Here is a 13707-nt window from a genome sequence, read left to right as displayed (position 1 = left end):
CTTTTAGTGTTTCAAATTATTTTTCAGCTTGGTCTACTGGCCAAGCTTTTTTGTTTTGGCAAAATTCGAACTCTCTCTTATCTTCACATTAACTCAACATAAAAAAGCCGCGTCCAGCTCAATTTCCGGTGTAATAACCTTATATCTCGGGACGCAAGCATCTGGTGATAGAGTATTGCCTGCTGGTGAGTATCTATCTAGAGCATTTCCTGCTAAATACAACTCTCTTGTACCGGAGGACGCACTGTCATATTCGCACAGTCGCTCTTCATACATTTTGATATATCCTAACAATTCGCATGCGGGTATGGGAGGTTGAAAGATGAACGAGAACAATGGAACTCGCCCTAGAGATACTTCGGCTGCTTTTCATTCACAGACAGTGGGTGAACGAGGCCCTGTATTGGAACAGGACAACGTGTTGCACGAAAAGCTGCAGACATTCATTCATTCGAAATTGTTGGAAAGGCCCGTACACGCCAAAGGTTATGGCGCATTCGGCTACTTTCAGACCGTGAATAACATGACGGCTTACACGAAGCTTTGTTTCTTGCAAAATCCGGGCCAGCAGGTCCCCGTTGCGGTAAGATTCTCCTTAGCCGTAAGCAACGCAGGCACGCCAGATACTTCCCGTAATGTGCGCGGATTCGCCACCAAGTTCTATACGGACCACGGTGTGTTCGATCTTGTCTTTAACCATATCCCCGTGTTCCCTGTCCGAGACGCCTTCCGCTTTCCCGAATTTATCAATGCCTTACTGCCTTCTCCCACCAACAACCTCACCAATCCGGAACGATTTTGGAATTTCATCGCCAGAGCACCGGAATCCACACACTTTCTCGTCCAATTCTACTCTGACGCGGGCACGATCAAGAGTCTTCGACATATCCCGGGGCACAGCGTCAATACTTATGTCTGGTTAAACGCCCAAGGTGTCCGCACTTACGTGAAATATCATTGGATGCCTCTTGAGGGTGTGCAGTATATTGACCACCAAGAAGCAGCCCGGCTCGCTTGCGAGAATCCGGATTATGTCGCCAAGGACTTATTCGATACACTAAACACAGGAAAAACGATTGAATATGGGCTTTACGTGCAGCTGATGAACCCCCAAGACGAGTCCTTTCTCCCTTATGATCCCTTGGATTCTACAAAGGTATGGGATGAGCGACAATATCCCTTGCTCCCGGTAGGGAGATTGGTGTTAAATAACAATCCAGATAATTATATGGAACAAGTAGAAAAGTTGGCTTTCTCCCCCTCCAACCTGCTGGAAGGCGCAGAGTTATCGGACGATAAGTTACTGCAGGGGCGTGCAAATCTTTATTGGGACTCGCAGCGACGTCGACTTGGTCCGGATTTCCGTAAGATTCCGATAAATCATCAGCAGAATTGGACACCCGATTTTCTTGTGACTAGCGGCAACGGGAGATTCGTGGAAGGACACCTCGTGCGGTCCGATGTTCCTAAGCAAGATGACTTTGCGCAAGCCGGTCAGTATTATTCTGCCCTTGCCCCATTACAGCAAGAACACTTGGTAGATAATCTGGCAGCCGATCTTGTCGGCATATCCCCCGAAACGCAAAACATCGTGCTCGGCTACCTATACCAGGCGTCCTCCGAGCTCGGGGAACGTGTCACCCGAAAGATCCAAACTTCATAATGAATCGCATTAAGTAAAAACCTGCCATTACTTATGGTACGGTTCAGCGTGCAAGCAGCCGCTCCTATCATCGGAGCGGCTGCTTTACGTGAACCTGATATCAAGTCACCATCTCATACAAGTTAGCGTTTATCTTCTCCATAAACGCCGTCCATTCCCTCCGTTGAGTATAGCAACCGTTGATGCATCAGAATAAAAGGTATCGTTATATGACACCTTTTTATTTTATACTATAGTTAAAGAAGATAGAAAAGGAGACATCGTTAAGATATGAAAAAAATATTTTTAGCCTCATCTTTCAAAGATGTAGCCAATATATTCGCAGACTTTGAAAAAAACTTGAATGATAAGACTATAACTTTTATACCTACGGCAAGTGTAGTAGAAAAGGTTGTTTTTTATGTAAATGCAGGAAAAAAAGCACTTGAGAAATTAGGGCTGATTATTGATGTTCTGGAAATATCCACAGCCACCGCTGATGAAATAAGTGCCAAATTAAAAGGTAATGATTTTATCTATGTGACAGGTAGCAATACCTTTTTCCTGTTGCAAGAGATGAAAAGGACAGGAGCAGATCAAATCATCATTGAAGAAGTAAATGCTGGGAAGCTCTATATCGGGGAGTCCGCAGGGGCAATGGTTACAGCGCAAAATATCGAATATGTAAAAGGTATGGATAGCGTTAAAAAAGCCCCTGACTTGGTGAACTTTGACGCTTTAGGATTGGTGGAGTTTTATACAGTGCCGCATTATACCAATGAGCCTTTCAAGAAAATCGCACATAAGATAGTAGATAGCTATTCCTCCGCTTTGAATTTATCTCCAATCAGCAATAACGAAGCAATACTGGTTGAGAACGACAAGGTAAAAACCGAAAGGAACTGACTTGGAGAATGTTTCGATAGCCAAACAGCGGTTTTGAAATAAATCAAAACCGCCGTTTGCCTTTTTCAAAAATGGGTTTTCGGAAGGGGGCATGGGGATGAACAGGTAATTATCACGACTTTGTCTTCAGAAAATGAAACGCAACACCATGATAGAAATAATCCCGACCACTACAGTTCCTAACAAACTACGCGTTAATTTAGCCACGATGAAAGTTGGCAATGCCGCCAGTAACTCTAGGTTGCTTTGTAAGGGAGACATTTCCCCATTCTTCATTAGTAACTCTTGCCCTACTAACGCCGCCATGACGGCAACTGGAACATAATTCAACCAGCGCATTCCCCATTCGGGTATTTGTATGCGACTAAGCACAACAAGCGGAAGCACCCTTGGAATAAGCGTGACGATAGATGCCCCGATAATAATCAAAAGAATCGACCATCTTACTTCCATTTTTCCACCACCATTCCAATTGTCGCGGCAATGATTGTAGCCACGATGACCCCGACACTTCCAGAAGTCAACAGGGATACGCCTACAACAATAACCACTGCACTTACAGCGACCACGATATCTACAGCTACTTTAGCCCGACTCACCATCATTAGAACCAGCAGACCGATAAACATGGCTGGCAAGGCAAAGTCGAGACCAAATTTCTGTGGGTCTGTTATCCATTGTCCCAAGAATGCTCCGGCGATATTGGCGATGACCCAATTTAGATAAGCTGTGATATTTAAACCATGCATCCATCTATCACTGATGTATGTCTTGTTCGCGGTCTGAGCCATAGCAACACCAAATGTCTCATCCGTAAGCAAAGAACCTATCAACATATTCTTTAAGGGAGATAAATGCCGGAAATAAGGCGATAAGGCCGCACTCAATAAAAGGTGACGGAGATTCACAAAGAATATCGTAAAAATAATCGCAGAAGCCGATCCATTTGCCGCCACCATCCCAGCAATGATAAATTGAGCGGATCCCGCATAGACAAGTAAGCTCATCAGGGTGATTTCAGTGACGCTTAGTCCTGATGTTTTTCCCAGCACTCCAGCAGCAAATCCAATACTCAAGTAACCCAATAACGTAGGAATACAGTCTTTTACTCCCTGTAAGAAGCTCTCCTCTCTAACTTCAACTCCATGTTGTTTTATTTGCAAATTTTCTTGCATCGTATGATCCTCTCCACCTTTTCTCTTTCTGTGTCCTCATTATAATAGAAAAACAGTCGATTTTCCGAGTTAGTTGCTAGTTATTGTTTTTCTGTATTCAGTTGGAGAGACTCCCCATATTTTTCTAAAGGTTTCTGCAAAATAACTTGAACTATTAAACCCACAGGCTGCCGAAATTTCTGTCATGTTAAGACTATCGTTAGTCATGAAGTCTACGCTTTTTTGGATACGATAGCTTGTAAGGTATTCTATCGGCGATTTTTTCAAAGAATTTCTAAATAAAGTGCAGCATTTACTACGGCCAACAGATCCAGCAGCAGCAATCTCTTGTAAACTGATATTTTCTGAAAAATGGGATTGAATGTATCCTAGCATATTTTTAAGTGCGTTCATATCCTTGGAATGCTCCTGGTGTAGTCCATGATTTCCAACCGTATTCTGATGTAACTGTAAAAATAATAACTCAAACTGACTGAGGGCTAGAAGTTCATAACCTTCCACTTGTTCGTGACATAGTTCATATAGCTTTCTGATGTATTGGAGCGCCTTCTTTTGCCAAGCAGTTTCCTCTCTTAAAATAATGGCATTACTCAGATGATCCTGTAATAACGGCCGAATATATTTATTTTCTATATGAGAATTCCGCACAAGAAGCTGAGGGCTAAGCATTAGCACGAGAAAGTCGCAATCATCTTCCTTATGGCCATAGCCATAGTGCAAACGATTAGAATTCACGAAAATACCTTCCCCTTTTTGAAGGGTATAGTTCTCCCCGTCCACAAAGTAATTCATGGAGCCGTCCAAAACGTATATAAACTCCAAATCTATATGCCAGTGGCAGCTCGCGCTTCGATTATAAAAATAAGATAATTTGGATTGTCTCGTACGAATAGGAAGATAAGGTGTATCGTATTCAATGATTTCCGACAGATTGTCAGTAACGTTCAGCTGTGTCATATTGTCCTCCTGAAAATACGATTGTTATATAAATATGGTTAATTTCGATATAATCGAAAATTGTTATGCACTATAATTATAAAATAATTCGATAAGATATCAATCCTGTGCAGAAAGAAGGTCATAAGCATGTCTCAACGCGATAATATAAAAAATGGGAAGCTTTTTACGGATATGAGTGAAGGATTGCCGGAGGAACGCCTTAAAGGAAAAGAACTAGTATATGACTTTAACCATACTAGACCCTCGGAGGTAGAAAAACGAGCTGCCTTGGTTCATGAGCTCTTCGGGAGTTATGGGTCTAATTGTTGGATTGAGCCTCCACTACATATCTGCTATGGCTCCCACACGTTTATTGGAGACGGTTTTTATGCCAATACGAACTTAACCATTATCGATGATACGACGGTTACGATCGGAAATGGCGTCTTAATGGGACCAAACGTAACCATATGCACGGTTGGGCATCCCGTCGACCCGGAATTGCGTGCGACCGGGCAAATGTATGCTTTCCCTGTCGTGATTGAAGATGGCGTATGGATCGGAAGCGGCGCCATTATTAATCCTGGCGTAACAATCGGCAAGAACAGTGTAATTGGCGCGGGAAGCATCGTCACGAAGGATGTGTCTCCGGGTGTAATCGCCGTTGGAAACCCATGCAGAGTGCTGCGTGAAATCAATGAAGAGGACAAGATTTACTATTACAAGAACTTGCGAGTAGAACCATCATGAGTCTCTTGGTGAGAGACCGAAGCTTCTACAAAAGCTTCTTCAGCTTAACGCTGATTCTTGGTCTGCAAAACGCAATTACGATAGCGGTTAACCTCTCGGATAACCTGATCCTTGGCGGGTATAGTGAAATAGCCCTCTCTGCATCGTCACTTGCTAATCAGATTCAGTTTATCGCAACGTTTCTGATGATCGGCTGCTCTCAAAGCGTCATCATTATGGCTTCGCGTTTTTGGGGCGAAAATGAGCTCCATCCCATTCGAAAAGTCGCTGGTGTCGGCATGGCGATTTCGCTTTGTATTGGCGTCCTCATGTGGCTGGCAGCTCTTTGTTCTTCATCGTGGCTTTTATCCGCAATGACGAATGATGTCACGGTGATTCAAGAAGGAGCCAAGTTTTTAACGATCGTCTCCTTTTCCTATGTCTTTTTTGCTGTCACCAATGTTCTATTAGCCACACTAAGAAGCATGGAAATCGTCAAAATCGGCCTGATCGTATCTCTATTTACACTAGTTATTAATGTCACACTTAATTATGGACTAGTATATGGGTATGGCGGGCTGCCAAAATTAGGACTCGAAGGATCAGCCACAGCTACCTTAATCTCCCGTATCGTGGAGTGCTTCATCGTCATCACGTGTATGCTGAAGCATAACCAGGCCTTGCGTCTACAGTTGCTCGACTTCTTCAAGCTGGATCGGCTGATCCTGAAGCAATATGCCAAAATTGCGCTGCCTATTTTATTATCGAGCCTCTCTTGGGCTGGAGCTATGGCTGTACAGACAGGAATTCTTGGCCATATGGGAACCTCTGCCATCGCAGCCAATAGCGTAGCAACAACGATATTTCAGTTCGTCACGGTCATATCCTACGCTTCCGCCACTTCTTCTGCCATTATCATGGGAAAAGCAGTGGGAGAAGGCCTATTCCAAAAAATCAAGGCTTATAGCCAAACCCTTCAGGTCCTGTACGTTCTGATTGGTGTGTTAACCGGCATCATCTTGTTTATTGCTAAGGACCACGTTCTTTTCCTCTATTCTATTTCGGAGGAGGCCAAAGACCTCGCGGCAGCGTTCATGACCATTCTCTCGATCACCGTGATCGGAACATCCTATGAAATGCCGGCGTTATCGGGGATTATACAAAGCGGCGGAGATACAACCTTCGTGATGTATAATGACTTTATCTTTATGTGGCTGCTGATTTTGCCGGCCTCGTTGCTGGGAGCATTTATGTTTAACTTCTCACCGGTGATCATTTTTGTAGTTCTTAAAAGCGATCAAATCCTTAAGTGCTTTGTAGCGCTGGTCAAAGTAAATCGATATAAATGGATCAAGGTGATGGAACGCTGACCGAAGGTAGAATGGTTGGAGAAGAAAGAGGCAGCCGGTTTCCCGGCTGCCTCTGATTGCTTTCGATCCATATCCTGTTGCGTACATATTTCTTCATCATCTTTAGACAGAATCTCGTCCTTTACTGCACCAACTGTGCGTGGCGGAACAAGGCGGGGTTCTTTGGCGTAGTGCCGACTCCCGAGCCCCACTGCAAGAAACCATCGCGAGAATCGCCACTGGAGCCCTGGTCATCATCATTTACCAGGAACGAGATGCCAAGGGTCTGCATCGGCGGTCCATTAAATCCAAGCGAAGCCCACGGGACGGAGATGACGTAATGCATGGTACTGCCATCTTGAACAATGTCCGCTTGAGCGCCGGGGGTTGGCCCCGGCTGCTGCCCGTCCGGTGCCGCGAAGGTGTAAACCGAAGGTCCACTGTCGAGAAGCGCCGCACCGATTTCAACGCGTTGTCCTCCCTCCTGTCCTGGCACTCGGTCGTAAGTACTGAACTGGATCGAATCGGTCTGCCATAATGTATCTGGCGTGCGCGCGCCGAAATGCTTGTCGTCCGTGATCATAGCATCGATTATAAGCGCGTCGGTGTTATAAGTGATGCGCAACTGCCCGATGAGATCGCTGTTGCTGCTTCGTGTCCCAGAGAGCGATACCCATGCCGCTTGCGATGCCAGGTCGATGGCGGGCAATGTATATTGGTCCGCAAGCTCAATAGGAGCGTAGGATATCGATCCAAATGAAGTGTCCGAACCGTTCCCACTGTCAACGGTCACGCTATAGCTCAAGGCATCGAATAACGGGATATCGGAGAGCGGGACACGCATCGAGGCTATTCCATTCGCAGCGATCTTAACCGCATCCGCCACCTCCCCGGATACCGGTCCGACTTGGTAGGTAACCTGGGTCACCGTGAAGGCATTGTTGCGATTATTCTTCAGTTCAATGTCGAGAAAATAGCTTCGAGACGTTGCATCCGATGTGATTGTTGGCTGAACGCTGATCTCGAACGGCTTTACGATATGGGTGGTTGCCCTTAAACCGACAACAAGACTCGGCTCATGTTTATCATTGCCTCCCTTCCCCGGCTTCACCTTCACCACATCCACGGCTATGGTTCGCTGACCCAGGAGCATGGATGCAGGGACGTTGATGGTGGCGCTTGTTGCCTTGCCCGGGGAAGTACGAAGCTTTACGGGTTGTGCCCCGCTGGCAATGAGCGTCAACTCATTAGGAAGGTCTGTCTTAGGGTTCGAACGATCTGCAGTCACCGTCACAGAGACCGCCTCTCCTTTGATCGACTGTCCGACGACTTTCATCGCGATCGCTGACTGTGTTACGCCCAAGCTGTCAACTTCGCCGGTAACGTAAATCGGGCTGCCGTTGAGCGTGAGAATGACCTTGCCGTTGGTCGGATTTACCGTCTGTGTCGACCCGTATTCATTCGTGATGATCAGGGGCTGGATAGCGTTCAGAGCAATGCTTTCACTGCCAGTGGACCACATGACTCGAGTCGTAGAACCTCCTCCTGTATACGGATACGAGTAGGCGGTATCGGAGCCGAGACTTTCGCGAGCTTCAATACTCTTTCCGGTTACCGCACGAATAAGCACGGCGTTTGTAACTGCTCCAGGCTTCGGAGCTACACCAACTACACCATCTACAGGTTGCCTGAACAGTCCAAAGTGATGCTCTCTATTATTGGGGTCCGTCCCGTCATCCATAGCCGAGTACCAGCTGAAGACATCTACGCCTGCTGCCTTTGCCAGCACCTGCGAACGCACCAGATTATCCGCCTGCTGCAGCTCCGTAGAGGCAGCGGCATAGGTCGGCCAGCCGTTCTCCGTTATCCATACGGGAACATGCCGATTCCCAGCCTCCTGCTTCACCTGCTGTACCAATGCAGGCAGCTTCGACACCAGCAGTGTGCGCTCGGGCGGCGTGTTCGCTCCCTCGAGAGCATACCCGTAGACATTCGTCGCAAATGTATCAATGTATTTGATACCGCCAGCCGCAAAAAAGGCGTTATTCCAGTTATCGTCAATGGTGGATGGAATCGGGCCAATAACGTTCGCGTCGGGGTTTCCTTCGTGAATAGGTCCATACATAGCCTGAAGCATCTGTACATAACAGGCTGCGGTAGTGCCGCAAGCCCCGTTGTTAAAGCCGGTACCATTGAACTCGTTATAGACGTTGAAATCGCTGACCTTGCCTTTGTAATGCTCGGCGGCAGCCTTCCCGAACTGGCCGAATGCGGCCAGCCCCTCCTCGGAACTCGGTGTTTTCCCGTTGTCATAATTGGCGTTGCTGTAGGCCAGGACCCCCTGGGGAGTCATACCAAGTTCAAGAGCTTGCTGTGATCTGGCTTCAAAATCATATCCGGCCCAGTTGTACACGCCTGGCTGTTTTTCAATTAACGACCAGTTCACATCGCTTCGAATGTGACCGTAACCGATGGTCGCCAAAGCATTCATCAGCCCGTCTTCAAGCGATTTGTAATGCCCAAAATGGGTGTCGATCCCAAAGAAGGAATCCGGGCTCAAAGCGCCAGCTGGCGTCGGGGTCACAATGCCAAATGTGGTGGTGCGCGTTATCGGATGATCATCAATTACGCTGGAGAAAGTGAGATTGTAGAATCCCGGACCCAGATCCTGTACGGACAGCGGAGCATGTCCGTCGGCACCTACAGGAATGGATCCCGTGCGAAGACTCACGCCCTGATCGTCTGCAATTTCATAGGAGACCGAGTCACCCACCGTGCCGAAGTCCAGGTTTGCGGATTGGGTTGTGAAGAGCAGGCTCGGATTCATTACGGATAGCGTTGGAGTCGTTGCGAAGGTCACCTGGATTCGCGCAAAACAGATTTCTGGCATGACCCCATTGATGCTGTGAACGCGCAGACGGAAATCCGCACCGTTTGTGCGATTGGCGAACTTGATTCCTTTCAGCTCAAAGATTTGATTCTTCCAAGTCTGACTGCCGCTTGTGGGCATCCATGGGGTGGCCTGGTACGCGTTGTTTTGGCCGTCGTATTCAATGGCCATCGTCGTTGCTGCTGCGTCATAGTAGTCCACGGACACAATCGCGTAGGTTGCGTCAGCAGGTTTTACAGAGCTTTCGACATCCACATATAAGTAGGGATTTAGCGGATTTTGCGATGTTATCCAGCATGCCGTGCCGTTCCTGGTCGTCGCAGCGTGTGTCGGATCTTTGTCCGCGTCCCCGGGCCAAGCCTTGTTTACACCTTGGTATATGGGAGGCGAGCTGAGAATAACCTCAGCCTGAGGCTGGGCAGCGACGGCCTGAGGCGCCGCCTCCTGAATAATACTGACGGATACTAATAAAACAAGCACCAAACGGATCATCCACTTTTTCACGAACATGACATTCACTCCCTTGTCTTGACCTGAAATTCAACCATCTCACTGTAAGCGTTTTCTAGGATGATTGGATTTTGCCATCTTATGGGGTCTCTTCTGCCCATACAGGGCTTGCCGGCATAGGAATCCGCTCCACCTCCCCTTCTACAAATTGCCCCCGAAGCTGCAGGATGAACCGGATATGAGGGCTCTTCACCTGCCTGACATCCTGGAGTCCCTGAAAGACATAGAGCGCAGCTGCCGTTCCCGCCGCTTCCCCGATCGCGCTTACCGAGGCCATGATCCGGTATGAACTGTGGGCTTCATGAGTGCCGCTGATGCATCGGGAGCTTAGTAATAAATTGGTGCAGCCCTTGGGGATAAGCGAACGGTACGGAATATGGTAGTAGCCCGGCTCCGGAATGCTTTCAAGCCTGCTAGCGCCTCCATCCGGACTATGAATATCCAGGGAATAGGCGCATGCTGCCACCATATCCTCAAAGCGCCGGCTCTCAAGACAGTCCTCTGCCGTCAATTCGTATTCTCCGACAATTCGCCGCCCCTCCCGGACTCCCAGCTTGGGGGCGATGTATTCCAGCTTGGCATGATGGAAAGCCGGATGCTGCCGGATCGCTTCAAACAGCTCCTGCGCTTGGCGGACTCCTTCTTCCTTCCCCCGAATAACCGTCTCTGGGCGGGTAGGGTCTACATCCAGCACCGAAGTAGAATTAAACAGCAGGGACTCGCCATCTGGATAAGGAAAACATGTGATGCTCTGCCGCGGGTTGTTGGTGAGGCCTGCCGCTTTCCTATCAAGGTAATAAGGCAGCAGCTCCCTGCGCAGCGAATGAATGGCTGACCATTGCCGAATATCAGGCTCCTTCAGCCGGGAGCAGTCAACCCCGCTGACCTTGAAGGTCGCAGTGGCGGATTGCAGCCTGCCATCGCCTTCTCTGCCCAGCTTGTATTCCAAACCTGCCAACGCGGAAAGATTGCCGTCGGCAGTGGCATCAAGGTAGATCTTGGCAGTAACCGTTGTTGTCCGGCTGCCCTGAAGATGTAGACGGACAATTCGTCCGTCCTTCGTATCCACTTGGAACACCTTGCAGTTGGTCCATAACGTAAGGGTCGGTTCGGAGGCCAATAGCCTCTCATATGCAGCCTTCAACTCCCGCTCATCATAGGTTGGAACGAGCTTCTCATTGTAATGCGTGTATGAGGCGGGGAACAGCTCCCGGTGAATGCCGCTAGTAATCGGTCCTCCCCAGGAATCCCGGAAGTTGCATATTAAGGACACGCTTGAGAATACGCCGGTTCCCCCGACTTCACCGGCTTGCTCGAGCAGCAGCACCTTCATCTGCAATCTTGCAGCAGCAAGCGCCGCGCTGATCCCTCCGACGCCTGCACCCGCGATGATCATATCAAAATCATAAGACTCCTTATTCATATCGTTATACCTCCTGAATGTGTAGCTTCTCTCCCGCTGCGGAAAACCGACCTGCCAGCACCCGTTGTGGGGCACCGCTATAGACGATGCTGCCATCGCAGGAAATCTCGCAAAAGCCGGGGCTCATGCTGATGTCTATGCTATGTCCCCGAAACAGGAAGCCAGAAACCTGCACCGAACCTTCTTCCGGCGGGTTTGGATGTATCCACAAGCTGCCGTCCAATCCCGGTTCGATTCCCGCCATCCCGAACAGCAGAGCTTCCATCCCCGATAACCCAGCTACTACATTGGCCCGTTTATGCGCAGGTACAGCCGGTCGATCGCAATAATGCTCCTGCGGATAATAAGGCAGATGCCGACCCATCCACAACAAACGCTTGAGCACGTTCCACGCCGGCCCACCCTGACCTTTTTCCCATAAAGTCAAAGCCAGCATCGGTCCGTCCCCGGTATACGATCCGCTGCCGGACCAGTCCGGATCGTTCTGCTCATAGTGAAGTTTGTCCCTGGCGGATACACTGCTTACCCCGTAAGCACCGAGGAACGCACCATCTGCAACCTGTCTGAGCATTCCGTCCATCATCGTCCCGGTGCAGGCTCCAAAGCGCAAAGCATCATAATATTGGATCGAGTAGATGATTTCCTCGTGCCCCCCGGGATAGAGCGCTTTGAACCAGCCAGCCTCCTCATCCCACAGATGTTCCCGGATGGACCGCCGAATCCGCTCCGCTTTTTCCTGCCACTCCTTGATCGGCTCATGGTCCGCTTTCAAATGCGATGCCAGCTCTGCCAGACGGTCGTAGCTCCAGGCCCGCTCGGCATTCGGGCTGGCTACGATATGCTCATAGCCCGCTCCGCGCATTTCCAGCAAATTGTGCTGCAGGCCGTAATCCAGCAAATCATTCCACTCTTCCAGGTGCTGGTCATCATGCAGCGTCAGCAGCCTCATCGTCGGGAACAGCTCGCTCCCCTCCCCGTGAAGCAAAATAGCGGACCAGGCAAAATGGATAAAGGACCACATGCTATAGGAATAAGGAACGTCCGCTCCTCTGCCGCTTGGGGCAAACCGGGAGTGGCGATCAATTCCGCTTGCCATCATCAGCTTGGCCAATTCCAGGCTTTTCTCCCGGCCAAGCAGCAGAACCATCGTTTTAGCTGCATAGCCGCCAACATCCCACGGATAGCAGCATATGCCTGCCCCCTCCACACCGGATACCGCAGGAAACGGCGTCATAGCAAACTCCGGGTTCTCCCACAAACAGACGAGACCGCTGATTAACGAGCGTTTATAGTAATCTTCCAGACCGGGAATGTCGGATTGCAAGGAAGGCAGACGTTGGCTGGCATCCTCCAATCGTTTCATCCAACCTGCTGTCGTCCGCAGCTCCAGCTCTGCCAGTGTCTCATCCGTGCTGTATGCAATTCCAGACTCGGTCATAATGATGGCCAGACGAACCTCCAGCTCCTCCCCATCGGCCAGCACTGCTTCCCAAGCTCCTTCCTGCAACAGAGTTACTCGAGCTTCTTCATTCTCCCAAACCCCGGACACCGCAAAGGGCAGCTTTTCAGATTCGCTTTTGCTGCGGTCAGGCCCCAATTCCTGAGCGGGTGATACTGCCGTCTCCGGCCAGCCATAGTCCCACTTGTCATAAGCCACATAAGCCGGTCTGTCTGGTGTTACTTGCGGACATAAGCTTATCGGTACCGAACTCCCGCTGCGGTTGCGGATGATTACTTTCAGCACAAATCCATGAGCATTCAACAATGGAACGAGCTCGCTGCGAACGCTTAAAGAAATCAACTTTTCACTGATAAAATGGTGGTAGGTGCCTCGGCGGATAATTCGATCAGGGCACCAGCACTCTTCAGCGTAAAGCACTCCGCAGTCTCCCTTGCCCAGGTTTCCAGTATCCTCAATTTCGTAGCCGTTCGCGAACATCCGAATCCCGGTCTGCAGATTCTTAGCTGCAAAAGGGGGCGAGTAACACCCCTTGACCCCCATTACCGTATTTCTCTCTGGAGCTACGGTGCTGTAACCGCTGCATACCCAAATATGCTCTTTAGGCGCAAGACAAGCCCGCAGATCAAATGCAAAGTCCTCCAGCAAATAACTCATAACGCACCTCATTTTCTTGAAATAGCCA

10 protein-coding genes are annotated in these 13707 nt (G+C 49.1%); 4 read left to right on the top strand and 6 right to left on the bottom strand.

Features of this window, described 5'->3' with window-relative positions:
• The first annotated feature begins 322 nt into the window (after positions 1–322).
• Positions 323–1663 carry a catalase gene (locus tag EI981_RS12970; protein WP_126998749.1) on the top strand — a complete coding sequence of 447 codons (1341 nt, stop codon included), beginning with the start codon at positions 323–325 and terminating at the stop codon, positions 1661–1663.
• A gap of 270 nt (positions 1664–1933) precedes the next feature.
• On the top strand, positions 1934–2548 hold the full coding sequence (locus tag EI981_RS12965) for a peptidase E (RefSeq protein ID WP_126998747.1): 615 nt from the start codon (positions 1934–1936) through the stop codon (positions 2546–2548).
• A gap of 126 nt (positions 2549–2674) precedes the next feature.
• Here the strand turns inward: EI981_RS12965 and EI981_RS12960 are convergent, their stop codons facing one another.
• The 3 genes from EI981_RS12960 to EI981_RS12950 all read right to left on the bottom strand — a co-directional run bounded on the left by EI981_RS12960 (position 2675) and on the right by EI981_RS12950 (position 4680).
• Entirely contained in the window at positions 2675–3001 is a 327-nt protein-coding gene (locus tag EI981_RS12960) for an AzlD domain-containing protein (RefSeq protein ID WP_126998745.1), read from the bottom strand.
• Positions 2992–3723, bottom strand: a complete 732-nt coding sequence (locus tag EI981_RS12955; RefSeq protein WP_126998743.1) for an AzlC family ABC transporter permease — start codon at positions 3721–3723, stop codon at positions 2992–2994. The genes EI981_RS12960 and EI981_RS12955 overlap by 10 nt, the downstream gene beginning before the upstream one ends.
• Positions 3724–3792: 69 nt before the next feature.
• Positions 3793–4680 (bottom strand): helix-turn-helix transcriptional regulator, encoded by an 888-nt coding sequence (locus EI981_RS12950; protein ID WP_126998741.1) that lies wholly within the window; start codon positions 4678–4680, stop codon positions 3793–3795.
• Between the two features lie 129 nt (positions 4681–4809).
• Between EI981_RS12950 and EI981_RS12945 the strand changes: the two genes are divergently transcribed.
• Positions 4810–5412, top strand: coding sequence for a maltose acetyltransferase domain-containing protein (locus tag EI981_RS12945; RefSeq protein ID WP_227011830.1), 603 nt, complete (start codon positions 4810–4812; stop codon positions 5410–5412).
• On the top strand, positions 5409–6761 hold the full coding sequence (locus tag EI981_RS12940) for an MATE family efflux transporter (protein WP_126998737.1): 1353 nt from the start codon (positions 5409–5411) through the stop codon (positions 6759–6761). Before EI981_RS12945 ends, EI981_RS12940 begins: the two co-directional genes overlap by 4 nt.
• A 121-nt stretch (positions 6762–6882) precedes the next feature.
• Here the strand turns inward: EI981_RS12940 and EI981_RS12935 are convergent, their stop codons facing one another.
• The 3 genes from EI981_RS12935 to EI981_RS12925 form a co-directional block, all read right to left on the bottom strand.
• A complete protein-coding gene (locus EI981_RS12935; RefSeq protein WP_126998735.1) occupies positions 6883–10140 on the bottom strand; it encodes a hypothetical protein in 3258 nt (1085 codons plus the stop codon).
• 79 nt (positions 10141–10219) lie between these two features.
• Positions 10220–11563, bottom strand: a complete 1344-nt coding sequence (locus tag EI981_RS12930) for an FAD-dependent oxidoreductase (protein ID WP_162616156.1) — start codon at positions 11561–11563, stop codon at positions 10220–10222.
• A gap of 4 nt (positions 11564–11567) precedes the next feature.
• Complete coding sequence (locus EI981_RS12925; RefSeq protein WP_126998731.1) at positions 11568–13679, bottom strand: MGH1-like glycoside hydrolase domain-containing protein; 2112 nt, start codon at positions 13677–13679, stop codon at positions 11568–11570.
• Between the last annotated feature and the right edge of the window lie 28 nt (positions 13680–13707).

Source organism: Paenibacillus lutimineralis, from assembly GCF_003991425.1.
Taxonomy (GTDB): domain Bacteria; phylum Bacillota; class Bacilli; order Paenibacillales; family Paenibacillaceae; genus Fontibacillus; species Fontibacillus lutimineralis.
The sequence above is the reverse complement of the archived record's forward strand: the minus strand, read 5'-3'. Positions and strand labels throughout refer to the sequence as shown.